At 43.2% G+C, this 20,387-nt stretch carries 23 protein-coding genes; 10 read left to right on the plus strand and 13 right to left on the minus strand.

The window, feature by feature from the left end:
- Positions 1 to 27: 27 nt before the first annotated feature.
- A complete protein-coding gene (queA, locus tag BMW71_RS17105; RefSeq protein ID WP_092176746.1) occupies positions 28 to 1,077 on the minus strand; it encodes a tRNA preQ1(34) S-adenosylmethionine ribosyltransferase-isomerase QueA in 1,050 nt (349 codons plus the stop codon).
- A gap of 114 nt (positions 1,078 to 1,191) precedes the next feature.
- On the opposite strand from queA, the gene BMW71_RS17110 reads away from it, so the two are divergent.
- Positions 1,192 to 2,439, plus strand: a complete 1,248-nt coding sequence (locus BMW71_RS17110) for an ABC transporter permease (protein WP_092176749.1) — start codon at positions 1,192 to 1,194, stop codon at positions 2,437 to 2,439.
- A 25-nt stretch (positions 2,440 to 2,464) separates the two neighbouring features.
- On the opposite strand, the gene recA is transcribed toward BMW71_RS17110, so the two are convergent.
- Positions 2,465 to 3,529 carry a recombinase RecA gene (gene recA / locus BMW71_RS17115; RefSeq protein ID WP_092176751.1) on the minus strand — a complete coding sequence of 355 codons (1,065 nt, stop codon included), beginning with the start codon at positions 3,527 to 3,529 and terminating at the stop codon, positions 2,465 to 2,467.
- A gap of 182 nt (positions 3,530 to 3,711) precedes the next feature.
- Here recA and BMW71_RS17120 point away from each other — a divergent pair, with 182 nt between their 5' ends.
- The 3 genes from BMW71_RS17120 (at position 3,712) to BMW71_RS17130 (ending at position 6,418) form a co-directional block, all read left to right on the plus strand.
- Complete coding sequence (locus BMW71_RS17120) at positions 3,712 to 4,506, plus strand: DUF3108 domain-containing protein (RefSeq protein ID WP_092176887.1); 795 nt, start codon at positions 3,712 to 3,714, stop codon at positions 4,504 to 4,506.
- A gap of 149 nt (positions 4,507 to 4,655) precedes the next feature.
- On the plus strand, positions 4,656 to 5,345 hold the full coding sequence (locus BMW71_RS17125) for a response regulator transcription factor (protein ID WP_092176754.1): 690 nt from the start codon (positions 4,656 to 4,658) through the stop codon (positions 5,343 to 5,345).
- A gap of 8 nt (positions 5,346 to 5,353) precedes the next feature.
- Positions 5,354 to 6,418, plus strand: a complete 1,065-nt coding sequence (locus BMW71_RS17130; protein ID WP_092176756.1) for a sensor histidine kinase — start codon at positions 5,354 to 5,356, stop codon at positions 6,416 to 6,418.
- Between the two features lie 86 nt (positions 6,419 to 6,504).
- On the opposite strand, the gene BMW71_RS24015 is transcribed toward BMW71_RS17130, so the two are convergent.
- The gene (locus BMW71_RS24015) at positions 6,505 to 6,633 is read right to left on the minus strand and encodes a hypothetical protein (RefSeq protein WP_262485674.1); all 129 of its coding nucleotides are present in this window, start codon (positions 6,631 to 6,633) and stop codon (positions 6,505 to 6,507) included.
- A gap of 191 nt (positions 6,634 to 6,824) precedes the next feature.
- Positions 6,825 to 6,992 carry a nucleotidyltransferase substrate binding protein gene (locus tag BMW71_RS17140; protein ID WP_092176759.1) on the minus strand — a complete coding sequence of 56 codons (168 nt, stop codon included), beginning with the start codon at positions 6,990 to 6,992 and terminating at the stop codon, positions 6,825 to 6,827.
- A gap of 304 nt (positions 6,993 to 7,296) precedes the next feature.
- Here BMW71_RS17140 and BMW71_RS17145 point away from each other — a divergent pair, with 304 nt between their 5' ends.
- Positions 7,297 to 8,007, plus strand: a complete 711-nt coding sequence (locus BMW71_RS17145; protein ID WP_092176761.1) for an RluA family pseudouridine synthase — start codon at positions 7,297 to 7,299, stop codon at positions 8,005 to 8,007.
- Positions 8,008 to 8,275: 268 nt separating this feature from the next.
- Here BMW71_RS17145 and BMW71_RS17150 read toward each other — a convergent pair whose 3' ends face one another.
- The 8 genes from BMW71_RS17150 to BMW71_RS23570 all read right to left on the minus strand — a co-directional run bounded on the left by BMW71_RS17150 (position 8,276) and on the right by BMW71_RS23570 (position 15,255).
- Positions 8,276 to 9,418, minus strand: a complete 1,143-nt coding sequence (locus BMW71_RS17150) for a DUF4221 family protein (protein WP_092176764.1) — start codon at positions 9,416 to 9,418, stop codon at positions 8,276 to 8,278.
- A gap of 124 nt (positions 9,419 to 9,542) precedes the next feature.
- Positions 9,543 to 9,752, minus strand: coding sequence for a hypothetical protein (locus tag BMW71_RS23565; RefSeq protein WP_143057664.1), 210 nt, complete (start codon positions 9,750 to 9,752; stop codon positions 9,543 to 9,545).
- Between the two features lie 281 nt (positions 9,753 to 10,033).
- On the minus strand, positions 10,034 to 11,257 hold the full coding sequence (locus BMW71_RS17155) for a glycosyltransferase (RefSeq protein ID WP_092176767.1): 1,224 nt from the start codon (positions 11,255 to 11,257) through the stop codon (positions 10,034 to 10,036).
- An 18-nt stretch (positions 11,258 to 11,275) separates the two neighbouring features.
- A complete protein-coding gene (locus BMW71_RS17160; RefSeq protein ID WP_177179689.1) occupies positions 11,276 to 12,043 on the minus strand; it encodes an FkbM family methyltransferase in 768 nt (255 codons plus the stop codon).
- On the minus strand, positions 12,030 to 13,367 hold the full coding sequence (locus BMW71_RS17165) for a glycosyltransferase (RefSeq protein ID WP_092176772.1): 1,338 nt from the start codon (positions 13,365 to 13,367) through the stop codon (positions 12,030 to 12,032). Before BMW71_RS17165 ends, BMW71_RS17160 begins: the two co-directional genes overlap by 14 nt.
- Positions 13,367 to 13,813 carry a hypothetical protein gene (locus BMW71_RS17170; protein WP_092176775.1) on the minus strand — a complete coding sequence of 149 codons (447 nt, stop codon included), beginning with the start codon at positions 13,811 to 13,813 and terminating at the stop codon, positions 13,367 to 13,369. Before BMW71_RS17170 ends, BMW71_RS17165 begins: the two co-directional genes overlap by 1 nt.
- On the minus strand, positions 13,810 to 14,985 hold the full coding sequence (locus BMW71_RS17175; protein ID WP_092176777.1) for a DUF4221 family protein: 1,176 nt from the start codon (positions 14,983 to 14,985) through the stop codon (positions 13,810 to 13,812). The genes BMW71_RS17170 and BMW71_RS17175 overlap by 4 nt, the downstream gene beginning before the upstream one ends.
- A 66-nt stretch (positions 14,986 to 15,051) precedes the next feature.
- Positions 15,052 to 15,255 (minus strand): hypothetical protein, encoded by a 204-nt coding sequence (locus BMW71_RS23570; RefSeq protein ID WP_143057665.1) that lies wholly within the window; start codon positions 15,253 to 15,255, stop codon positions 15,052 to 15,054.
- Between the two features lie 714 nt (positions 15,256 to 15,969).
- Here BMW71_RS23570 and BMW71_RS17185 point away from each other — a divergent pair.
- From BMW71_RS17185 to tsf, 5 genes are all read left to right on the plus strand, one after another.
- Positions 15,970 to 16,575 (plus strand): Uma2 family endonuclease, encoded by a 606-nt coding sequence (locus tag BMW71_RS17185; protein ID WP_092176783.1) that lies wholly within the window; start codon positions 15,970 to 15,972, stop codon positions 16,573 to 16,575.
- A 196-nt stretch (positions 16,576 to 16,771) separates the two neighbouring features.
- Positions 16,772 to 17,215 carry a 50S ribosomal protein L13 gene (gene rplM, locus BMW71_RS17190; RefSeq protein WP_092176786.1) on the plus strand — a complete coding sequence of 148 codons (444 nt, stop codon included), beginning with the start codon at positions 16,772 to 16,774 and terminating at the stop codon, positions 17,213 to 17,215.
- Positions 17,216 to 17,227: 12 nt separating this feature from the next.
- A complete protein-coding gene (rpsI, locus tag BMW71_RS17195) occupies positions 17,228 to 17,614 on the plus strand; it encodes a 30S ribosomal protein S9 (RefSeq protein ID WP_092176789.1) in 387 nt (128 codons plus the stop codon).
- 45 nt (positions 17,615 to 17,659) lie between these two features.
- The gene (gene rpsB / locus BMW71_RS17200) at positions 17,660 to 18,421 is read left to right on the plus strand and encodes a 30S ribosomal protein S2 (protein ID WP_092176791.1); all 762 of its coding nucleotides are present in this window, start codon (positions 17,660 to 17,662) and stop codon (positions 18,419 to 18,421) included.
- Positions 18,422 to 18,531: 110 nt separating this feature from the next.
- Positions 18,532 to 19,359, plus strand: coding sequence for a translation elongation factor Ts (gene tsf, locus BMW71_RS17205; RefSeq protein WP_092176794.1), 828 nt, complete (start codon positions 18,532 to 18,534; stop codon positions 19,357 to 19,359).
- Positions 19,360 to 19,893: 534 nt separating this feature from the next.
- On the opposite strand, the gene BMW71_RS17210 is transcribed toward tsf, so the two are convergent.
- Entirely contained in the window at positions 19,894 to 20,322 is a 429-nt protein-coding gene (locus BMW71_RS17210) for an NUDIX domain-containing protein (protein WP_092176796.1), read from the minus strand.
- Positions 20,323 to 20,387 lie beyond the last annotated feature (65 nt).

The raw sequence follows: 20,387 nt of genomic DNA on the forward strand, positions 1-20,387 counted from the left end.
TTTTTGTTACTTCCAGGCCGCACCTGATTAGAGAATCAACATGGCATCGCCATAGCTGAAAAATTTGTAGTTTTCTTTGATGCCTTCCTGATAGGCTTTCATGATCAAATCGTATCCACCAAAGGCAGATGCCGTCATCAACAGCGTCGATTCGGGCAGGTGGAAGTTGGTGATCAGCGCATTGGCGATTTTAAATTCGTAGGGGGGAATGATAAATTTATCCGTCCATCCGCTGCTGGACTTAAGCCGGCCATTGGCCGTCACCGAGGATTCAATGGTTTTAAGAGAGGTGGTGCCCACGGCTACTACCCGCTTTTTGGCATCCAGGGCTTTGTTGACAAGATTGACGGTTTCCTGCGGAATATCGTAGTTTTCCGAATCCATTTTATGCTTGGTCAGATCCTCTACGTCTACCTGCCGAAAGGTTCCCAATCCGATGTGTAGGGTGATCGGGCTGACTTCCACGCCCTTGATCTCCAATCGTTTTAGCAGGTGCGGGGTAAAGTGCAAACCGGCAGTGGGTGCAGCCACTGCCCCAACGTGTTTGGCAAAGATGGTCTGATACCGCTCCCGGTCCGAGTCCACCACATCCCGCTCAATAAATTCTTTCAAAATAGGCGTCTCCCCAAGGGTATCGATGGTCTTGTAAAATTCCTCATCGGTACCGTCAAACAAAAACCGGATGGTTCTCCCCCGGGAAGTAGTATTGTCAATTACCTCAGCTACCAGGTCGCTGTCACCAAAATACAACTTGTTTCCAACCCGTATCTTCCGCGCCGGATCTACCAACACGTCCCACAGGCGAAGTTCCTGATTGAGTTCCCGCAGCAGGAACACTTCAATTTTTGCTCCCGTTTTTTCCTTGTTCCCATAGAGTCTGGCAGGAAATACTTTCGTATTGTTGGTGACGAATACATCGCCCTCACCAAAATACTCAATGATATCCTTAAACACCCGATGCTCTATTTTTCCAGTATCCCGGTGGATCACCATCAACCGGGACTCGTCCCGGTTTTCCGGTGGATACAAGGAAATAAGCTTTTTAGGAATTTCAAATTTGAAATCAGATAACTTCATGTGTATTTATTTTGGAAATAACGAGTGAACGTAATTATCGTAAAAAATGCAAAGATAGTAAGAATTTAGCCTTATTCTACTTATCTTGTCAAATTGTTTTAAATATTCGAGACATTGAACATTCTTCGCCTTATCTGGGAAAGTTTTCGCTTTGCGATGCAAGCCTTAAAATCGAACCTAACCCGGACCATTCTTTCCTTGCTCGGGGTGACCGTAGGTATTTTTGCCATCATCGCGGTGTTTACATTAGTGGATTCACTGGAACGCAACATTAAGGACAGCCTCACCTTTTTGGGTAGCAATGTGATTCGGGTAGATCGGTTCCCCTTTTCCTCGGGCCCATCCCAATACCCCTGGTGGCGCTATTTTCGGCGACCGCCGGCAAATTATTCCGAATATGTCTTTTTGAACGAACGCCTGAAAAGTGCTTCCTCGGTGACCGTATTTGCCTCCACCCGCACCACGGTAAAAGCCGGTAGCAATGCCTACGAACAGGCGAATCTGGACGGAGTGGTACAAAACCACAAGGAAGTATACGATGTTCCCATTCAGGAAGGACGCTTTTTTACCCAAATGGAAATCAATGCCTCCCGAAACGTTTCCATCATCGGCGTAAAGATCGCCAACGCCTTGTTTCCCAACCAAAATCCCCTGGGAAAGGAATTTAAGATTAAAGGGTTGAAATTCATCGTCATCGGGATCTTGCAAGAGGAAGGAGAGGGATTGTTTGACACTCCGTCAAAAGACGAAGCGCTCCTGGTGCCCTATGGAGCCTTTAACAAACTGTTCTACGTCGGGAAAAACGGCATTGAACCTACCATTGCGGTCAAAGGTCGGGACGACGATCCGGGCTTGATCGCTTTGGAGAATGAAATGGCCGGTCTCTTGCGCGCGAAACGCGGGCTGCGACCTACGGAAGAAAACAACTTTGCGCTAAACAAATCGGAGTTTATTCAAGATGCAATCGGGTCCATTTTTGCGGTCATCTCCATTGCCGGCTGGGTGATCGGAGGATTTTCGATTTTGATCGGAGGATTCGGCATTGCAAATATTATGTTTGTTTCGGTTAAGGAACGAACCGGCATCATTGGCATACAAAAATCGCTGGGTGCCAAAAACTATTTTATCCTGCTGCAATTTCTCTTTGAGGCCACCTTTCTGAGTTTGATTGGAGGGATGGCCGGGCTGTTGATTGTATTTGGAACTACCTTTGTCTCACTGGGTAATCTGGAGATCATCCTCAGCTTTAAAAACATCCTGTTGGGAGTGGGCTTGTCTTCGGCGATTGGCATTGCCTCCGGCATCATTCCTGCTTCCCTGGCGGCTAAAATGGATCCGGTAGATGCCATCCGCATGGCCTAGCAGCTACCGGATTCCTTGCCTTCTGTTAATCTTCTTTTTTGGATTCTTCTTTCTTGGATTTGCCGTTTGATTTCGCTTTTTCCTTATTGTCTTTAAGGATACCGGCCTTTTCCTTGATTTTCAGCTCCAGTTCTTCCATGAGTTCCGGATTGTCCAGCAGGAGTGTCTTCACCGCATCTCTGCCCTGCCCCAGTTTGTTTCCCTCGTAGGAAAACCAGGAACCTGCTTTCTTGACGATGTCAAATTCCACACCCAGATCGATGATTTCACCTACCTTCGAAATGCCTTCTCCGTACATGATGTCGAATTCCACGACCTTGAACGGCGGCGACACCTTGTTTTTCACCACCTTTACCTTGGTTCGGTTACCCAGGATGTTATCCGGCCCTTCTTTGATCTGCCCGATTCTGCGGATGTCCAGCCTGACCGAGGCATAGAATTTCAGCGCGTTACCACCGGTGGTCGTTTCGGGATTGCCAAACATCACGCCAATCTTTTCCCGAAGCTGATTGATAAAGATACAGGCACAGCCCGTTTTATTGATGGCTCCGGTCAACTTCCGTAGGGCCTGGGACATCAGCCTGGCCTGGAGGCCCATCTTGGACTCTCCCATCTCGCCCTCGAGTTCTCCTTTGGGCACGAGTGCTGCCACCGAATCGATCACAATGATATCGATGGCTCCCGAGCGGATGAGGTGTTCGGCGATTTCCAGGGCCTGCTCTCCATTGTCCGGCTGGGAGATCAGCAAATTTTCGATGTCAATACCGAGCTTTTCTGCATAGGATTTGTCAAAGGCGTGCTCTGCATCGATAAACGCCGCCAGACCTCCCGCCTTCTGCGCCTCCGCAATGCAGTGCATGGAAAGGGTGGTCTTACCGGAGGATTCCGGTCCGTAAATTTCAATAACCCGGCCTCGGGGCACGCCGCCGATCCCCAGCGCCATGTCCAAACCCAGGGAACCGGTAGAGATGGCGGGTACGTCCAGAACCACGTTATCGCTTAGTTTCATTACCGTACCTTTGCCGTAGGCTTTTTCCAGCTTGTCCAGGGTCAGCTGCAGGGCTTTTAATTTTTCCGCGTTCGCACTCATACGATGTATCTTCAGATGTTTAACTCGATCAATTGATACTGTGAAAGTAACCATTCGTGGGATCATTCACAACTCCGGATAACCATTGTTTTTCGATTTCGTTAGTATAAATTTAATGAACCCGACCCCGTCCATTGACTGTCAAAATGGTACGGACTTTGAAGATACCTTTAAAAAAACACATGGTCTTACAGCTGCAAACCATCTTCTTGATGCTTTTTTTCCTGGGAAATGCCCAGGCACCCGAACCGGAACCCGTCCGGAAAAACCAGGCTTTTGGCAAAGGAGAAACCCTGACCTTCAATGTCAGCTATTTTTTCATCAATGCGGCGGAAGCCAAAATGGTCATATCGGATGAAATCCACCAGGTAGACGACCGGCCGGCATACAAAATTGATGTATACGGAAGAACGCTAAGCATATTCAAACTCTTTTACGTGAAGGACAACTGGGGTACCTACATTGATACAGCCCGTATCGTCCCCTACCGGGCTTACCGGCACATCGAAGAAGGAAATTACCGAAAGCACGAAGTCATCGATTTTGACCAGCAGAATCAATCGGCGACCGTAAAACTATACGATCGGGAAAACAAGGAATTGGTAAAAACCGAGTCGTTTGATGTTCCCTATCAGGTGCAGGATATCGTGAGCGGGTATTACCTGCTGCGCACCATGGATTTCAAGGGCTTAAAAAAAGGCGATGAAATCGGGATCAAGGGGTTTTTTGACATGAAAAATTATAACCTAAAATTAATATACGAGGGTAAGGACCGGGTGTCTACCTCTATTGGCGACTTTGATACCCATGTGTTCAGTCCGGTGATGCCCAGCAACAAACTATTCCGGGGCAAAAAACCCATCAAAATGTGGATTACCGCCGATGACAACCGCATTCCTGTAAAAATAAAAGCCAGCATGGTGGTGGGCTCCATCAACATGGACATTGTATCTGCAGAAGGATTGCGTAACAATTGAGCAACAAATCGATAATAATTCGCTAACCCATGGAAGAATCCAGATAAATAAATCCCCGTACCGCCATCAAACCTTGTCTGAGAGCAACCTGTTTTTTATATTTTACCTACCTTTGTACGGTGATTTTAATTTACTGTTGTTTTTAATCCATGAGTGACAAACCAAAGTTAAAGGTCCTGGTGGTGGACGACGAAGAAGATATCATCGAAATCGTCACCTATAATCTGGAAAAAGAAGGCTACGAAGTAAGCGCCGCCACGGATGGCATGCAGGCCGTAAAAAAGGCCCGAACCTTCCAGCCCGACCTCATCCTGCTGGACATAATGATGCCGAATCAGGATGGCGTGGAAACCTGCCGGCAAATCCGGGATATCCCCGAGCTGAAAAATACGTTCATCGTCTTTCTGACGGCGCGGTCTGAGGAATATTCCGAGGTAGCCGCTTTTGACGTGGGCGCCGACGATTACATTCACAAGCCCATCAAACCCCGCGCATTGGTAAGCCGTATCGGCGCCCTGTTTCGTCGTGACAATAAAAAAGAGCCGGATAGCACCAAAATTGAAATCCGGGATCTGGTGATCGACCGGAACAGTTACACCATTTCCAAGGCAGGCAAGACCATTATCCTTCCGAAAAAGGAATTTGAGCTGCTTTACTTCCTGGCCAAAAACCCCAACATGGTGTTTAGCCGTGACGAATTGCTCAAGAATATCTGGGGAGCAGACGTCTTTGTCCTGGCACGTACGGTGGACGTACACATCCGAAAGGTTCGGGAAAAAATTGGCGACGACTACATTTTCACCGTAAAAGGCGTCGGCTACAAATTCAACCTAATTTAAGAACGGATATGTTCAGTACTTCCAGGGGAATTGCTTTTGTACTGGCCGTATCCATCGCCTTGCTTTTGGTGGCTTTTTTGTCCCTGATTGATGAAGTGGGGTCCATGGTCCTGCTAGCCACTGCCGCCCTTTCCTTCTCCATTTCCTACCTGCTCATCCACCTAAGCCTGGAGTTTCTGGTATTTAAGGAAATCAGCAATATTTACAACGTACTGGAAAAAATCCAGCGTAAGGATGTATCCTTCAAAGGTGTAAAAAAAATCAAAGCCTCCCTGCCCCCCTTAAAGAGTATCCAAACCAATATCAACGAATATGCAGCGGCGAAAAACCGGGAAATCGAAACCCTGCAAAAAAACGAAACCTTTCGGAAAGAATTCATTGCCGACATTTCCCATGAACTAAAGACACCAATTTTTGCCGCACAGGGCTACATCCATACCCTGCTGGACGGGGCGGTGGAAGACCACAGCGTGCGGGATAAATTTTTGAAGCGGGCCGCCAAAAGCCTGAACAACCTGGATAATCTGGTACAGGACCTGATCACCATCAACCAGATCGAAAGTGGCTTTATCCGCTTTCTTCCAGTACATTTTGACCTACGAGAAACGATACTGGAAGTCATCGAACAGCTGGAGGGCAAGGCCCACAAGCGGGGGATACGGATTCATTTTCAGCATGCCCCTGAAGAAAGGTATTACACGTATGCAGACCGGGAAAAAATATTCCGGGTGCTCCAAAACCTGGTCTCCAATGCGATCAAATACAACAAAGACGAGGGAGAGGTGTCGATCCAGTTAAAAAGCCACAAAAACCACCTGTCGGTCAAAATCAAAGATCAGGGGATGGGCATTCATCCCGAAGACCTGAAGCGGATTTTCGAACGCTTTTATCGGGTAGAAAAGAGCCGTTCCCGGGAGAAAGGCGGAACAGGCCTGGGGCTGGCCATCGTCAAGCACATTCTGGAAGGGCACAAAAGTACCATTTCGGTAAGCTCCATTCTGGGCAAGGGTTCGATTTTTAGCTTTGACCTTCCGGTAGGAAACAGCCCGGCAACCTTGGAAAAAAAGGGTTGAAGCAGTAGGGACAGCTCCTGATGGCCAACTTCCAGGGAATTCAACTAGCCAACGTATATCTCGGAGGCCCGGTTAGTTTAGCTGGTTTACGACTTTTCATAAACCGCCTTCCCTACCCGTCCGATAGGTTCCTGAAGCGCCTTTTTTTCGATTGCATGTCGAATGGACAGGTCCGTTTGATAGGGCAGCAACAGGTCATCAATTTCTGTGTCCATTCTATGGAGCAGGGTAAGCGTAAGCAAGTTACCTTCCAGTGTCAAATCTATATCAGAACCTCTACCCTAAGTGCCTTTAGCCCGTGAACCGTAACGTATGGCTTTATCAATCTCTGGATACCGAGCAAAAACAGCGCATATGGCTTTAATGGTTTTTGCTGGTAAGCCCGTGTCGGTACGTGTCTGGATAATCATGACAAATCCGCCTCTACTTGTTCCATTTTTATCTTAAACGCAAAAAATGCTTCGAAGTACTGTGTAATGATTTTCTGGGCGATTTCAGCAGCAATTGCTTCGTTATAGGTATGGCTGCTGCTATTACGGCTTTTTATCATATCCATCCATTTTTTCAACATCATACCTTTCCAGAAACCTGTTTCCTTTGGTTTTAACAGCTAAACGCATGCAGTCGAAAATTAATTTTCTATTGGATACTACTGTCTATTGGTAACCAATGACCTACCGATGACGTAATTTTACCACCCTCTGTCTCTTGTGTTTTTTGCGTGTACGATGCACAATGAATCAAGCCGCCGCATGCGTAGCGAACCCGTTGCGGCCGCTGCGAAAAATACGAGGCGACAGGTGATACCCTGCCCCTTTCTTTTCTTTTGGTTTTTTTATACCGGCTAATTTCGGAACTTTGGGCCGAAATAGGGAGGCATGAAAAAAATAGACTTTACATCACTGATACTGCTGGAAACGGAGGATTACATCATCGTCAACAAACCTCCCTACTTCGCTACGCTGGAAGACCGGCATGAAGCGCAAAACATGCTTGCCATCGGGAAGGAGTATTGGGAAGACTTGCAGGTCTGTCACCGGCTGGATAAGGAAACCTCCGGCTGCCTGGTCTTTGCCAAAAACCCCGAAGCCTACCGGCACATCGCCCTGCAATTCGAAAACCGTACCGTTGAAAAAGTATACCATGCCGTAGCCGAGGGCATCCACGATTTAGACGGAGTTTTGGTAGATCGCAACCTGACGGCCAGCAACAAGGGGATCGCCCGCATTGCAGCACAGGGAAAACCAGCGCAAACCCTTTTCAAAACCCAGAAAACCTATTTTTCCCACAGCCTGATCGCCTGCAAGCCGATCACCGGCCGGCTGCATCAGATCAGGGTACACCTGGCCTATCTGGGTGCCCCCATTTGCGGGGATACGCTGTATGGCGGCAAGCCCCTCTACCTGTCCCAGCTTAAGCGAAAGTTTAACCTAAAAAAAGACACCGAGGAACGGCCGATCATGCAGCGGGTGTCCTTACATGCCCGTTCCATTAGTTTTCAAAACCTGGCCGATGAGCCCATTACCGCAGAAGCCCCTTATCCCAAGGATTTCGCGGTATTGATCAAGCAATTGGAGAAGACGAGTTAGCAGCAGCGGGATTAACGGAAGAGCGGGGTCCAGGATACCGCTGGAAAGCCAATTCCAGGAACACCCGGTTACAAATACTCCGGGCTGCCCCTCCTGCTTAGCCATGGCTACGGTATTGCACCGATAAAGGGAGCGAATTCAGTCTCCAAAAAACCGGATTTTCTATTCCGCAGCTTGCAATTGGGCTCGCAGATTCAGGTGTGTCAAAAGCTATCCACCCCGGGCTGTGCCCCGAAAGAAAGACTTGCACAGAGTAGAGCTATCCCATTCATTTCTCCAAATCAAATTGCACCACCATGTACCTTAAATGATCTTCATCATATTCAGGACTGTTTTCATTGTTAAGGGAGAGGTATAAACCTTCTTCTCCTACAAATACATTAGAAGAAGCATGCACTTGAAATCTATCAAAAACATGCTCTCCTATTACATTCAAACCCTTGTCCAAGACCATCACCCCAGTGAAAGGCCTGGAACGGTTAAAATTTGAAAGCTTTTCAATTGAAAGGTCTTCATCATCGGTATAACCCGGATAAAAAAAACGGTAAAAACAATCCCTGTACTTATCGTAAAGAATTATTCCGTATAGGTCATGACTTAACCTATTAATCAGTGACTCCTCCCTGGATCCAGGAATTTTATCCACGTATGAAAAGTCACTGATATAATCTGATTTGGCCGCAACCCGATTATCCAACTGCTCTTTTTGCATGTCAAAAACCTGAATCACATGATCATACCAAGGCGCTATATAGAGCTTATTTTCTCTTCTTGCCCATGAAAACTCAGATGGTTTTTTTCCATCATCCCAATAGTCCTCAGCATAATAAACATCGTACCACTTGGTCTGATCTGTGCCCATATTATAACTATAGATCAGGGAATGTTTTTGGATACTAGCTTTTTCCATAAAATGATGGTTCATAAAAAGCGGCTGCATACCAAAAACTTTATCATTATACTTATGCAATTCCTTGTGAAAATCAGAACCAACATACGTAATATCAACTTCTCCCGGAGTTATGTTTTTTTTAAAATGGATTTCGCCTTCAAAGTTGAGGTAACCGACGGAATGTGGGGAAAAGGTAGCCCAGATTTTATCATTTTCTAATCCAGCAATACCGGTACAATTACTCATACTATTTGGGCCATCATATTGCAATTCAATCTCTCTGACCAGTTTGCCACTCTTGAGGCTGATAAATTGTAAATTCTTAGAAATATGATTTAACAAAAATAGAAATTGACCGGAGTCTGATTCAACCAAACGAACATAAGCTATGTTGGGTGCCATAAAAACTTCCGGCTTTATTTTAAACTCTTTAACTACCTTCATATCCATGAATTTACTTTCCTGCTTTTTCTGGCAAGACCACAACAGAAAGCAAATAAATATTGTTTTCAAATTCATAAATAAATCATGTTAAGAGTAAATTAAAAGGCCATTAGCTATTTAAATCAGCGAATGACCTTTTAATTCAAAAGATTTATAAAAAAAATTGAAACTCTTAATTGTATAATTTTTTTTAATGGACTTAACACTGATCTTCGCACATGCATGGTTCCCATAACATCGGTTCTTTACAGCCATCCCAAGGATATCCAGGAATTGAATCAATCCAATCGCACCACTTTATATCAGATTGAGCTTTTGCATCTTTATTTCTGACATCTGTAAAACTTAATCCCACAACAGATATTAGTGTCCCAACTAATAACAACGGTTTTTTTAATAAATTTTTCATAAATAAATAACTTAAAATGAACAAACTATTTTATTAAAAGTAAAAAATAAAAACATAAAAACAAAATTAACCATCAAATTTATTAATATATTTAAATATTCAATTGGTTTAAATAAAAGGTTTGTATGGTATGTAGCCCGTCATATTGCAATTCAATCTCTCTCAGCTGGTAATTATTTCCCAGGTTAAGAAATTGCAAATTTTGGAAATATGATTTAAAAAAAATTGAATAGGACTCAACTAAATGAGTATTTGAATTAGGCCCATATTCAATAATGCAATTAACCTTCTAATGGTGTCAATATAAACTTATAATATTCAGAAAGTTCCTCCACCAATTTTCGGTTGTCAAACCTTTCCAAAACCAAATCCCTACCTTTTTTACCCATTTCTGTTCTCAATTGTTCATTTGCTAAAAGAGTACCAATTTTCTCGGACAAGGCATCAATATCTCTTTCAGGAACTAGAAAACCTGTCTCATCTTCAACTACACCTTCAGGTATTCCATTATGGAAAGTGGATACTATAGGAAGTTCCATAAGCTGAGCCTCCTGAAGTACCAGTCCTTGTCCTTCTGTATTTCCATCAGATGCTGTTATACTTGGCAATACAAATACATCAGCATCCCTATAAAATTGAAATATCTCTTCTTTATTTTTTGCTCCATGGAGAAAAACGCATTCTCCTAAACCCAATTCTTCAATAAGTTCTTTAAGTCTATCGGACAAAAGGCCATCTCCTACAATGTGGTATTCCAACTCCTTGTTTTTATTTTTGAGTTGTGAGAACGCCATGATTCCATAATAGACACCCTTTTTCTCGACAAGCCTGGCAACGGTCAATAACTTGTGCCCAGTCTTTTTGTTTTTCACTTTTAAAATATTGTAATCACTAACATCTACACCCAAGGGAATAGTCTTAATTCTTTCTTCAGGAAAGCCCAGCTTTATAATTTTTCCTTTCAAATAATTGGAAATCACAATAAATGCGTCAAATTGTTGGACGATGCCTGCATAGTACCTTACATCAAGATTATATCTGGTGGCATCATATCCATAAAAGCTTAAAACCATTTTCCCACTGAGAATCCCCAGTGATCTTGCTTGCACTGCTACGTTACCTAATGGCCCGAAGTGGCAATGAATAATATCAAACTTTTCTTTTCCTATTAAAGGCAGTATCCTGAAAAACAAACTGATTTTAGAATCAATTGGATAAGGCAATGATAATATCCGATTGATTATTTCAATATTTGAAAAATTCTTCACGACCAGCCAGGCACATTTCAATTTTTGCAATATCGGTAAATCCGGTACAATCGGCGGGTAAAAGGTCTTTTTCAAAAGACCATATTTGCCTACTTTTGGATGTGTTTTAACTTCATCGATATTCCTTGATGGAAATATTTCGACATCATGACCAAGATTAAGCAATGCGGTCACCTGATTCAAAATGAATGTCTCTGAAAGTTTCGGAAAAGCTTCGACGATAAAGGCAATCCTCATTTAATCAATTTTTAGAAATTAAAAATTCTGTGTAATCCTCTTTAAACAAGTTATGTCCGAAACCGTTAATTGATGTTTTTCACGATGCAGGCAGAGACAATCATTTTTAAAACGAATAATTTCGTACACCCCTGATAGGTGTTTTAAAGCGTATTGGTATTCATCAATTTTTAAATGCTTGTGCTCATACAGAATTACTATTGGCTGGTACCTATCCAAGTCCAGCTGCGAAAGAATTAGCCAGTCATATCCTTCGGTATCCAGATGAAACAGATCAATCCGATCTATGTTGAAATTACCTATCAACTCGGAAAGTGTAGTGCCCTTTATCATCATCGTTTGGATGAAGGGCTCAAACTTGCCTTCCATGTGCCTTAGGATATGGTTTTTGTTAAAAGATCCTATCTGATCATACCATTCTGGCAGATTTGGAATAACGTATTTAGCATGTTTATCCACATAGTAAAAGTCTTCTTCTAATCCATGGTTGACAGCCTGATTGGAAAACTGAAACCTTTGCGGATCTGCAAGCTTTAGGTAATTTTCTTTCAAACGCCCGAATAAATAGGGAACCGGTTCTACAAAAAAGCCTTTCCATTGTCTTTTGTCTTTCATAATCCTAAATATGGGATCTCTGGTTTTCCCATCATTTGAGCCTATTTGAAGCACATTTGCTTGTTCTTTGTTGATGGCTTTCGTAATCCACCCGTTAGGGATTTTTAATAAAGGTTCTATTTTTCTATTACCAAATGACAATATTCTGTCTAATAACTTAAGCTTTCTCATTGATACTTGCATGACATTGCATATAGGACTCAATAAATTCCATACCCTTTTCAAAATCCCCCGAAATGAGCATTTGCCGTTTCAGGTGTTTTATATTGTCAACAAAAGAATCCTTTTTATCAAAAAGCATATCAATTTTTTCTTCAATGACCTTTGGCTTGTCTCTTTTAAGATTTCCACTCAGACCGATTTTATGATAGACGACCCGAGCCGCATTCCCAGGCTGATCCAGCTTCTTATTAAGGGGGAATACCAACATAGGGGTTTCCAGTAGAATACATTCCGTAACCGTCTGCATGCCCCCATGACAGATAACCAAATCTGCCTGCTTGATCACATGTAATTGGGGTACAGTCTGAAAAAGAAATACATTATCTGGCACAGAAGTAAATCCCGATGGATGTAAATTTTTTCCTAAGGAAAGCACCAGTCGCCAGGATTTATGCAGTAGAAAAATATTGATTAATTTTACAAAGAATTTTGCCCGATCTAGCCGATGTCGGATATCATACGACCCCATCGCACAATAAACCGTTTTATCAGTATCGGACAAGATTTTACCTATTTGGGCTATTTCATTTGGGTCTTCTTTTCTGTATACATCCACAATCGGCCCCATATACATTTGGTTTTTAGGAATTGGTCGGGGAAAATCAAAATGCCTTGGTGAAAGAATAAGCTCTGGGATGTCTTTTAATCCAAAATGACTGCTTCTCTTCACATTTATCTTTATATCAATTTTGGGGTCTGTTTGCCTCAAATACCTCTTTACCAAATAAAACCAGCTTATTTGTACAGGACTGGAATTGTCCCTATAATTTCTCCATTGTTTTCTCAACAAATGAATGGCCCAGATGCACTCTACTTTCAACCATGTTAGTAAATTCCGTTTAAGGGGAACATAGCCGGACTGGAAGGGTGGTATAAATTCAGTTTTGTCCTGACACACCTTGGTCGATACGGTGATAATTGGGATATTGCGATGTAGCAAATGAAGGGTATAATAAATCAAAGAAGTATCCAAAAGCACCAATCCAGGATTAATCAGGGATATGGCTTCATCAAAAAGATTCATTTTAAGAAAATTATCTTCCATCCTTCCTATTACCTGTTCCGTATATTTCACCTTTCTTAACAATACCTCTTGCTGGAATTCCTCGGGACGAGCCTGAAAATCAAAGCCCTGTACCCTGATCATTTTTTCACTTGAAGGTTTGGCTAAATATGTAATCTGATGCCCCCGCGATTGGAGGGCATGCGCTATTTTAAAAGAAGCATTCAAGTGGCTGGCCGTATCCAATATGGCAAAGAGAACTGTACCCATTAATTTTCACCTTCTATTTGGGTTGATTCCAGGGCTCCGATCAGTGCCTCGTATTCCAGAAATGTAAAAGTCTTCACTTTTCCGTTTTCCCATAGTGCCAATTCAGTATTTTTGTCCGTGATTCCCATTTCAAAGGAGATATCAAGCGAATCGATAAATACAAATTTTTTGCTAAACAGTCCTTGATAATTTACAAGTGTAGCCGCATCAGGTTCGCGCTTAAAAATCAAAGCACATTTTTCAGGGTATGCTTCAAGCACATATTTATAAAATTGGTCTTTACAATTGTGGCAACCATAGTCCAGAGCAATCACGAAGGAGGTGAATTTTTTACCTTCCATTCCCATTCGCTCCATATACGCCCCACCGCGATCGTCCTCGCAGCTCGATAAAAAAGCCATTATAATCACGGAAATGAATATAAAATAAAATTTACCTTTTATCATTTCTCCAAATCAAATTGTACGACCTTATACCTCAATTGACTTTCATCAAAATCCGAATGAAATTCATTGTTAATCGAGACATACAATCCTTCCTTTCCTACAAAATGATTGGCATGTCCATATACCTCATAAGAATCAAAAAGGTGATGCCCAAGGACATTCAGTTCATTATCAATTACCGTGATCCCCGTATAGGGTCTGGACCAGTTAAGGTTGCTGATGTCCTCAGCGGATAAATCCTCTCCCGGCTCGAATCCAGGAAAGAAAAAGCGGTAAAAAACATCCCTGTAGGGATCGTAAAGCAAGGTACCGTAGCGATCGTGAATTAACCGGGCCATATCCGCTTCTGCAGCACTGGAAGGAAGGGAATTAATAACCTGAAAGCTACTGATTCCCGGAGAGGGGACCGGTTTCCGCATGACTATTTCTCCTGAATGCATATCAAAAACCTGAATTTCATCGTGGTAAATAGGTGCCAGATATAGTTTATCCTTTCGCTTCCCCCATGAAAAGTCCGCCTTTCTTTTCCCGCTTTGCCAATAATCAGGAGGATAATAAACCTCGTACCAGCGAAAGGAATCGGCATCCATATCATAGCTGTAAATAAGGGGGTGGTCAAAAATAGCTTCAGCATTCATTTTGTGGTGATCCGTAAAATGGGGCTGAGCACCAAAAATCGAGTTCTGATGCTGAAAAAGAGGTCTTTTTTGATTCGCTTCCAGCAGAGGAATACTCAGTCGTTCGTCCTTAATTTCCTTTTTGAACAAAAGTTTACCATCGAAATTCATCAGGCCTATTGCCGGAGGAGAAAAGGTAAAGAAGATGGAATCTTTGGCAAGAAGCGTCCCACCCGTGGAGCCGCGCAGATTATCGGGCCCTTCCAGAGGTACAGGGATTTCATGGAGCAGCTTACCATCCGGAAATTCAAGAAATTGCAGGCTCTTTTTGATGCCATTAAATAAGAATAATACCTTCCCTGAATCTGTTTCTACTAGCTGAACCTTTCCAGGATTAGTGAAAATAGAATCAGATATTTCAATCGATATTTTTTCGACAGATCTAAGCTCAATGGATTCATTCTGGCTTGAAGATTTACAACCAAAAGAGGTTATGATAAAAAACACCCAAAATATATTTTTTTTTGAAAAACCAAAATTTATTTTTCTATCCATTTATTAAATCAACTTAAAGGTTTTTTAAAAAATAAGAGCAGAAATAGTATCTGCCCTTATGTCATTTTAACAACTTTCACAACCACAAGGTCTTGCAATTACCTGGATTACACATCCATCATACCATTCATCGGGTTCGTCGACCCATTCACATAGGGCAGCACTATTACTTTCATTTGCTTGTGAATCCTGACTGGATACAAAGCCTAAACCAATCAAGGCTCCTAACGCACCTAATAAAAGAACCGGTTTTTTAAGTAAATTTTTCATCGTGTAAAGATTTAAGTTAGAAAACTAATTTCTTAAACATAAAAAAAAACAATGAAAAATCAAAATTAAATTCAATATTTAACAAATTATTTTAGTTTTTCATTTAAAAAACTAAAATTAAAAACAAAATAATCTACTTTAATTCTTATTTAACTGTATTGATTACTTAGTTGTGAATAATTGAAAAGCATTAAAGAAAAATAATATTTTGATTTATACTTAATAGTTAAATTTTTGTTACCATTTAAAATTTTTTGTGATTATTTTAATTCGGTACATTAAATTTCGGTTTATTTTAGTTTAATATGATCGTTCCATAAGCTGGATAAAAAAGCCATTCACATCAAGGAAATGAATGGCAAATACCTGTTACCCATTTTCATTTTTCCAGATCAAATTGAACAACTTTATACCTCAATTGACTTTCATCAAAATCCGGATGATATTCGTTGTTTATCGAGACATACAACCCATCCTTTCCTACAAAATGATTGAGACCTGGCAGGTTTTGCACTGGCGTAACCGGGATTCTAGCTTCCCTAACGAGTAAGTGATTTCCTAATATTAAAGCGGATATCATCCGAGCTGCCTAAAATATGCGGCTGGGATCAATCGTGAAAGGTTAGTCATTTCAGCCCGGTCCCTTTTACCTCCACTTCATAACTTTGATGAAAAACAAATTCCATTACCCCCATTTTATTTGTAAATTGAACCATGGAAGAAAATCGCTCCAACAGCGTAAATGAACCCGCAGCGGAATACGGGCCCTATTCCTATGCCGACTACCTACGTTGGGACCTGGAAGAGATGGTGGAAATCATCAAAGGGCGGTATTTTAAAATGAATGCCGCTCCCAAAAGGCTGCACCAAAAAATATCCCTGCACATAGCCACCGAATTGTACCAATTCTTAAAAGGTAAGCCCTGTGAAGTCTATGAAGCTCCCTTTGATGTGCGCTTACCGGTAAAATCATTGAAGAACGAAGAAATTTTCACCGTGGTGCAGCCGGATATTTGTGTGATTTGCGATCCAAAAAAACTGGATGAGGCCGGTTGCCTGGGAGCGCCGGAACTAATCATCGAAATTCTTTCCCCGGGGAATAACAAAAAGGAACTCCAATATAAATACGAAGTCTACGAAGAAAGTGGGGTGAAGGAATACTGGATCATTCATCCGAATGAGCAGACCATGCTGGTGTATACACTCAAAGCGGACAAGTATGTACCCTCCCGGTTATTTACCAGTGGAGATAGCGTCAAATCAGCATGCATCGAAGGATTTGTGCTGGATTTGGAATCACTTTTTATGGAGATGGAATAGCGAGCGAGTAGACCTGTCAGGTTTTGGAAACCTGACAGGTCTGGAAACGGACAAGCCTTTTCCGGGAAGCGTATTCTTGTGAAAATAAGGCAGTAAACTTTAGATTCCTTTGCAATTGACGGAATTAACTTCTATCTTTGTGTCCCTTTTTGAGGGTGAAATGTATTTAACAAGCTAATTATTAAACGTTTACACAGTGAATACTTTAAGCTATAAGACCATATCAGCGAACGATGCCACGGTGGATAAAAATTGGGTGGTAGTGGATGCCCAATCCCAAATCCTGGGCCGGTTTGCGAGTGAAGTGGCGAAAATGTTGAGAGGGAAGCACAAGCCAAACTTTACCCCTCATGTGGACTGTGGTGACAACGTGATTGTCATCAACGCCGAGAAAATCAGGCTTACAGGCAAGAAATGGAACGAAAAGGTGTACGTTCGTCATACAGGATACCCGGGAGGACAGCGCATAGCGACCCCCAAAATCCTGATGGAGAAGGCTCCCCGGACCCTGGTAGAAAAAGCCGTTAAAGGCATGCTGCCAAAAAACCGACTGGGCAGAAAAATGTACACCAACCTGTACGTATACGCCGGTTCGGAACATCCCCACAGCGCACAGCAACCAAAAGAAGTAAAACTTTAATGCCAGCCATCCATGGAAGTAATTAACAAAATCGGAAGAAGAAAAGAATCGGTAGCCAGAATCTACATGAAGGCCGGAAACGGTGCCATTACGGTTAACAAGCGGGCGCTGGACAAGTATTTCCCCTTTGAGTTGCACCAAATTGTGGTGAAGCAACCCTTGGTATTGGTCAACGAAGACGGAGCCTTCGACATCGCTATCAACGTAGACGGAGGAGGAATCAGTGGACAGGCCGAAGCCATCCGCATGGCGATTTCCCGTGCGCTTTGCGAAATCAACGAAGAGCACCGCGGACCGTTGAAAAAAGAAGGATTCCTGACCCGGGATTCCCGAATGGTGGAACGTAAAAAAGCAGGACGAAGAAAAGCACGAAGAAGATTCCAGTTCTCCAAACGATAATTTGGATCATTCTTTCCACAAACTAGAAAACAACAATTTTATTAAATGGCCAATATAGAATATAAAGACTTACTGGATGCTGGTGTTCATTTCGGACACTTAACAAGAAAGTGGGACCCTAGAATGGCACCCTATATCTTCATGGAGAAGAATGGGATCCATATCATCGACCTAAACAAAACGCTCGTTTGCCTTGAAGAAGCATCCAACGCAATCAAGCAGATCGTTCGCTCAGGCAAAAAAGTCATGTTTGTAGCGACGAAGAAACAAGCCAAGGATCTGGTAGCCGAGGAAGCCAGAAGGCTCAAAATGCCCTTTGTCACAGAAAGGTGGCTAGGCGGCATGATGACCAACTTTGCGACCATCCGAAAATCCCTGAAGAAAATGTCCTCCATCGACAAAATGTCCAAGGACGAAACCTTCAACAACCTGGCTAAAAAAGAGCGGTTGATGATCAGCCGCCAACGGGACAAACTGGAAAACGTACTGGGTGGCATCGCTGACCTTACCCGTCTTCCCGCAGCCCTATTTATCGTAGACATCAAACGGGAGCACATTGCGCTCTCCGAGGCCAAAAAGCTTGGCATACCTGTATTCGCATTGGTGGATACCAACTCCAACCCCAACGAGGTGGACTTTCCGATTCCTGCCAATGACGATGCGTTTAAATCCATTTCACTCCTGGTGAAAGCGTTCGGTGCAGCCATTGAAGAGGGTTTGTCTGAACGTAAAAAAGACAAAGACGAAGCCAAACTCTCCGAAGAGGAGGAAGCAAAAAAAGCGGCCGACGCTGAAACCAACGAATAATCCACTTTGACATTGTCGTAATGAAAATTGGACACGGGCAAGGGCCTCGTGTTCAATTTTTGTTTTACTGTCACCACCTAATTTTCAATCAACAAAAAATACATAGACCAATGGCTATTACTGCACAAGAGGTAAACAAATTGAGACAAAAGACCGGCGCCGGGATGATGGACTGTAAAAAAGCCCTAACCGAAGCAGAAGGGGATTTTGAAAAAGCTATTGACATCCTGAGAAAAAAAGGACAGAAAGTGTCCGCTTCCCGGGCAGACAGGGAAACCAAAGAAGGCGTGGTCGCCACGCATGTCAGTGCGGATGGCAAAACCGGCACGCTGATCTCCCTCACCTGTGAGACCGACTTTGTCGCCAAAAACGAGGAATTTGGAAGCTTTGCCAATGCCATTTTGGAGGCCGCCGTTAGCGCCAATGCCGACTCCATTGATGCGGTAATGGCCCTGCCCTTTGAAGGAATTACCATCGGTGAGAAAATCACCGAAATGACCGGCAAGATCGGCGAAAAAATTGAAGTTTCGCACCTGGAAATAGTTAGCGGAGAGGCCGTAGAACCCTACATACATTCCAATGGAAAATTGGGTGTATTGGTAGCCCTTAACCAGTCCGGAGAAGCCGTTTCCGATGCCGGAAAGGACGTGGCCATGCAAATTGCGGCCATGAATCCCGTCGCGATAGACAAAGACGGCGTGGATGCTTCGCTCGTAGAACGAGAAATTGAGGTAGGCAAAGAGCAGGCAAGGCAGGAAGGCAAACCCGAAGCCATGCTGGAGAAAATCGCCCTGGGAAAACTAAACAAATTTTACAAGGAAAACACCCTGCTTAGCCAGACCTTTGTAAAGGATCCCGGAAAGACCATCGCCCAATACCTGGAAAGTGTCAATAAAGGCCTGACGGTAGTGGATTTCAAGCGTATTTCCATTGGCTAATTGCCTTTAACAAACCATTATAAAATCAAAACCTGGCCCTTTGTGGTCAGGTTTTTTTCGTTTTGGGCAAAATCCCAATCGCGTTCTTCCGCTGCACCGGGATTTCATCCTTTCTGAATGCATTCCTGCTTTGGCGTTTGCTCAGTCGGATGAATCTAAACCAAATCCGCCGAAAATCTCAATTTCAGCCATTCCCCCTTTCAAAGGAGACTGGGGGATTTATCGACGAAAATAGTGACTCGTCCTGAAATAGGTTTACGCAAAAAATGCGGTAAATGGAAAAAAAGAGTAAACCTAATTTAGGATAATGGTGCGTGACCCGGCCTGAAACTGGTCAAAATACAAAAAATCCCCCTTGCCCCCTTGATAAGGGGGAATTATAGTCGTTTGGCTCTACGGAATCCAAAAGCCTGACGTCTATCAACCCGATTACATTTTTTAATTTTCGCAAAAAATCACATTTTCAGCAATTCTCCCTATACCAAAGGGGGCTAGGGGATTTAAAGACGAAAATAGCCCCGACCTGAAAAAAGTTTACAGATTATGGTTTTCAATCAACCCCGCCTGCTGAAGCATTTTTTGGTGGTCAAAGGCAAGTTCGGGAAGATCGCTGAGCGAAAACCAGGCCACCTCGCTACTATCCGAGCCCGCACGAGCTGTGGCCGGCTGCGTAAGGGTAAATAAAAAAGCAACGCTTACCATCCAGCCTCTGGGATCCCTGCCCTTCTCTCCAAATACTCCTACCATTTTCCCTTCCGACACATCCAGGTCAGTTTCCTCCTTCAACTCCCGCCTACAGGCCTGTTCGGGCAATTCGTATTCCTCCACAAATCCTCCCGGCAGGGCCCATTTGCCTTGAAACGGAGGGTTTTTTCGCTTGATTAGCAAAACACGGTTTTTCGACACATCGTGTACCAGCGCATCGCTGCTCAGCGCAGGGCGGGGATAGGCGTATTCGTACATATTCGATTTAGGGTTGGTTTTTCTGGCCTAAGCTACACAAAAATCGTGCAACCCCACAGGTCGTC

This window comes from Cyclobacterium xiamenense (assembly GCF_900109255.1).
In the GTDB taxonomy this organism is placed as follows: Bacteria; Bacteroidota; Bacteroidia; order Cytophagales; family Cyclobacteriaceae; genus Cyclobacterium; species Cyclobacterium xiamenense.

Excerpts from the sequence above, each read along its gene's own strand:
- queA (WP_092176746.1), bottom strand. The coding sequence starts at position 1,077 with ATGAAGTTATCTGATTTCAAATTTGAAATTCCTAAAAAGCTTATTTCC.
- BMW71_RS23570 (WP_143057665.1), bottom strand. The coding sequence starts at position 15,255 with ATGAAAAATTTACTTAAAAAACCGGTTCTTTTATTAGGTGCGTTAGGA.
- rpsI (WP_092176789.1), top strand. The coding sequence starts at position 17,228 with ATGGAAGTAATTAACAAAATCGGAAGAAGAAAAGAATCGGTAGCCAGA.
- rpsB (WP_092176791.1), top strand. The coding sequence starts at position 17,660 with ATGGCCAATATAGAATATAAAGACTTACTGGATGCTGGTGTTCATTTC.
- BMW71_RS17165 (WP_092176772.1), bottom strand. The coding sequence starts at position 13,367 with ATGGGTACAGTTCTCTTTGCCATATTGGATACGGCCAGCCACTTGAAT.
- BMW71_RS17125 (WP_092176754.1), top strand. The coding sequence starts at position 4,656 with ATGAGTGACAAACCAAAGTTAAAGGTCCTGGTGGTGGACGACGAAGAA.
- BMW71_RS17130 (WP_092176756.1), top strand. The coding sequence starts at position 5,354 with ATGTTCAGTACTTCCAGGGGAATTGCTTTTGTACTGGCCGTATCCATC.
- BMW71_RS23565 (WP_143057664.1), bottom strand. The coding sequence starts at position 9,752 with ATGAAAAATTTATTAAAAAAACCGTTGTTATTAGTTGGGACACTAATA.
- BMW71_RS17210 (WP_092176796.1), bottom strand. The coding sequence starts at position 20,322 with ATGTACGAATACGCCTATCCCCGCCCTGCGCTGAGCAGCGATGCGCTG.
- BMW71_RS17155 (WP_092176767.1), bottom strand. The coding sequence starts at position 11,257 with ATGAGGATTGCCTTTATCGTCGAAGCTTTTCCGAAACTTTCAGAGACA.
- BMW71_RS17140 (WP_092176759.1), bottom strand. The coding sequence starts at position 6,992 with ATGATGTTGAAAAAATGGATGGATATGATAAAAAGCCGTAATAGCAGC.
- BMW71_RS17185 (WP_092176783.1), top strand. The coding sequence starts at position 15,970 with ATGGAAGAAAATCGCTCCAACAGCGTAAATGAACCCGCAGCGGAATAC.
- BMW71_RS17160 (WP_177179689.1), bottom strand. The coding sequence starts at position 12,043 with ATGAGAAAGCTTAAGTTATTAGACAGAATATTGTCATTTGGTAATAGA.
- BMW71_RS17145 (WP_092176761.1), top strand. The coding sequence starts at position 7,297 with ATGAAAAAAATAGACTTTACATCACTGATACTGCTGGAAACGGAGGAT.
- BMW71_RS17175 (WP_092176777.1), bottom strand. The coding sequence starts at position 14,985 with ATGGATAGAAAAATAAATTTTGGTTTTTCAAAAAAAAATATATTTTGG.
- BMW71_RS17150 (WP_092176764.1), bottom strand. The coding sequence starts at position 9,418 with ATGAATTTGAAAACAATATTTATTTGCTTTCTGTTGTGGTCTTGCCAG.
- recA (WP_092176751.1), bottom strand. The coding sequence starts at position 3,529 with ATGAGTGCGAACGCGGAAAAATTAAAAGCCCTGCAGCTGACCCTGGAC.
- BMW71_RS17170 (WP_092176775.1), bottom strand. The coding sequence starts at position 13,813 with ATGATAAAAGGTAAATTTTATTTTATATTCATTTCCGTGATTATAATG.
- BMW71_RS17120 (WP_092176887.1), top strand. The coding sequence starts at position 3,712 with ATGGTCTTACAGCTGCAAACCATCTTCTTGATGCTTTTTTTCCTGGGA.
- tsf (WP_092176794.1), top strand. The coding sequence starts at position 18,532 with ATGGCTATTACTGCACAAGAGGTAAACAAATTGAGACAAAAGACCGGC.
- BMW71_RS24015 (WP_262485674.1), bottom strand. The coding sequence starts at position 6,633 with ATGGACACAGAAATTGATGACCTGTTGCTGCCCTATCAAACGGACCTG.